The 2,852-nt window shown below is 49.4% G+C and carries 2 protein-coding genes; both read left to right on the top strand.

Annotated elements, in window-relative coordinates; all coding sequences use genetic code 11:
* The first annotated feature begins 53 nt into the window (after positions 1-53).
* Positions 54-1,445, top strand: coding sequence for a nucleobase:cation symporter-2 family protein (locus tag ACTHUT_RS17100; RefSeq protein ID WP_003683421.1), 1,392 nt, complete (start codon positions 54-56; stop codon positions 1,443-1,445).
* A 116-nt stretch (positions 1,446-1,561) separates the two neighbouring features.
* A complete protein-coding gene (locus ACTHUT_RS17095; protein WP_070630972.1) occupies positions 1,562-2,704 on the top strand; it encodes a THUMP domain-containing class I SAM-dependent RNA methyltransferase in 1,143 nt (380 codons plus the stop codon).
* The last annotated feature ends 148 nt before the right edge of the window (positions 2,705-2,852 follow it).

Genomic DNA, 2,852 nt, shown 5'->3' with positions numbered 1-2,852 from the left:
AGTTAAAATACACATCTTAATATTTTTTAACGATTCTTGAGAGAAGGTTTAACATGGCCGGAATGACTGAAAAACAGGCGAAATCGCTTGATTTGGTTTATGGTTTGGAAGACAAGCCGCCGTTTGGGAATGCGTTGTTGAGTGCGGTTACGCACCTTCTGGCGATTTTTGTTCCGATGATTACTCCGGCACTGATTGTCGGCGGGGCGTTGGAGCTGCCGGTTGAAATGACGGCTTATTTGGTGTCAATGGCAATGGTGGCTTCCGGTGTCGGTACTTATTTGCAGGTCAACCGTTTCGGGCCGGTCGGTTCGGGTATGTTGTCGATTCAGTCGGTCAACTTCTCTTTTGTTACCGTGATGATTGCGCTCGGTACCGGTATGAAAGAGGGCGGCTTGACTGAAGATGTGATGATTTCAACGCTTTTGGGCGTGTCCTTTGTCGGCGCGTTTTTGGTGTGCTTCTCCGCTTGGCTTTTGCCTTATTTGAAAAAAGTGATTACGCCGACTGTAAGCGGTGTGGTCGTCATGTTGATTGGTTTGAGCTTGGTACATGTCGGCATTACCGATTTCGGCGGCGGCTTCGGCGCGAAAGCAGACGGTACGTTCGGCTCGATGGAAAACTTGGGTTTGGCATCGCTGGTGTTGCTGATTGTATTGGTTTTCAACTGCTTGAAAAATCCATTGCTGCGTATGAGCGGTATCGCAGTGGGGTTGATTGTCGGTTATATTGTTGCGCTGTTTTTGGGCAAAGTAGATTTTTCCGCCCTGCAAAACCTGCCGCTGATTACCCTGCCTGTTCCGTTTAAATATGGTTTTGCATTTGATTGGCACGCGTTTATCGTTGCCGGTGCGATTTTCTTGTTGAGCGTATTTGAGGCAGTTGGCGATTTGACGGCGACTGCGATGGTCTCCGAGCAGCCGATCGAGGGTGAGGAATACACCAAACGTCTGCGCGGCGGCGTATTGGCAGATGGTTTGGTGTCTGTGATTGCGACTGCGTTGGGCTCTTTGCCTTTGACTACTTTTGCGCAAAACAACGGCGTGATTCAAATGACCGGCGTGGCTTCGCGCCATGTGGGCAAATATATTGCGGCGATTTTGGTATTGTTGGGCTTGTTCCCTGTTATCGGCCGCGCGTTTACCACGATTCCGAGTCCGGTTTTGGGTGGTGCGATGGTGTTGATGTTCGGCCTGATTGCGATTGCTGGTGTGCGGATTTTGGTCAGCCACGGTATTCGCCGTCGTGAAGCGGTCATCGCGGCTACTTCTGTCGGTTTGGGTTTGGGCGTGGCGTTTGAACCGGAAGTGTTCAAAAACCTGCCGGTATTGTTCCAAAATTCAATTTCTGCCGGCGGTATTATGGCGGTATTGTTGAACTTGGTGTTGCCGGAAGACAAAACCGATAAAGCGGTTAAGGTTGAAACCGACAGTTTGGATCACTAAGCAAGCTTTGTTCAAAGGCCGTCTGAAGTTTCAGACGGCCTTTGGTTTTTCGGCTATAATATTGTTTTTATTTGTTATCCGAGTGGTTCGGATAGCTCTACCCGGAAAGGTTTTATATGACGGTTTATTCACTTTTTATCACTTGTCCTCGCGGTTTGGAAGCACCTTTGACGCAGGAACTTGAAAACATGGCATGTCAGGATATCCGTGCTGTTGACGGCGGTGTGGCATGTAAAGGCACGATGGAGCAGGTGTATCGCATCAACCTGCATTCGCGCGTTGCCAGCCGTGTTTTGCTGCGCTTGACCAAAGGCGGTTATCGCAACGAACACGATATCTACAAACTGGCACGAAATCTGCATTGGACAGGTTGGTTTAAGCTGGAGCAGACCTTCAAAGTTAAAGTTGAAGGCAAGCGCGCCAATGTGAAAAGCCTGGATTTTGTCGGTTTAAAGATCAAAGATGCCGTCTGTGATGCCTTCCGGGATATTTATGATGCGCGTCCGAGCGTGGGCAAAATCAACCCCGATATCCGCATTCATGCCTTTATCGATGAGCGCAATGTGGAAATCTTTATCGATACTTCCGGCGAAGCTCTCTTCAAGCGCGGCTATCGTCAGGATACCGGCGAAGCGCCATTGAGAGAGAATTTGGCGGCAGGTTTGCTGCTTTTGGCAGGCTATGACGGTACGCAGCCTTTCCAAGACCCGTTTTGCGGCAGCGGCACGATTGTCATTGAGGCTGCATGGATTGCGACACACCGTGCGCCGGGCTTGATGCGCCGTTTCGGTTTTGAAAAACTGCAAAACTTCGACAAAGAAAAATGGCAAGCCCTGCGCCGTGAGGCTGAAAAACAAATCAAACCGGCCGCCGCGCCAATTTCCGGCAGCGACAACGACCGTTATATGATCCGTGCCGCATTGGCCAATGCCCAAGCCGCCGAAGTGGATAATTTCATCCGCTTTGACGTGCAAGATGCGCAGGCTGCACGACCAAACGGCGAACACGGCATTATGATTTCCAATCCGCCTTATGGCGTGCGTCTTGCCGAAATTCAGGCTTTACAGGCGCTTTATCCTCAACTGGGCACATGGTTGAAACAGCATTACGCAGGCTGGCTTGCCGGAATGTTGACCGGCGATCGCGATATGCCGAAATTTATGCGCCTTTCTCCGAAGCGTAAGATTCCACTGTTCAATGGCAACTTGGATTGTCGATTGTTTTTGATGGATATGGTTAAAGGCTCGAATCGGGGCTAAAACCTGAAATAGAGGCCGTCTGAAAGATGATTTCAGACGGCCTTTTTTGTTTATTTATATAGACTTTGCCATAACGGAGTTTGCTTCTCGTATTTTAATTTCAGGCCGTCTGAATCGTGTTTAGACGGCCTTTTTATTGGTTTAAAGT

The sequence above is a fragment of the Neisseria sp. P0022.S010 genome, assembly GCF_051956635.1.
The sequence above is the reverse complement of the archived record's forward strand: the minus strand, read 5'-3'. Positions and strand labels throughout refer to the sequence as shown.

Excerpts from the sequence above, each read along its gene's own strand:
- ACTHUT_RS17095 (WP_070630972.1), top strand. The coding sequence starts at position 1,562 with ATGACGGTTTATTCACTTTTTATCACTTGTCCTCGCGGTTTGGAAGCA.
- ACTHUT_RS17100 (WP_003683421.1), top strand. The coding sequence starts at position 54 with ATGGCCGGAATGACTGAAAAACAGGCGAAATCGCTTGATTTGGTTTAT.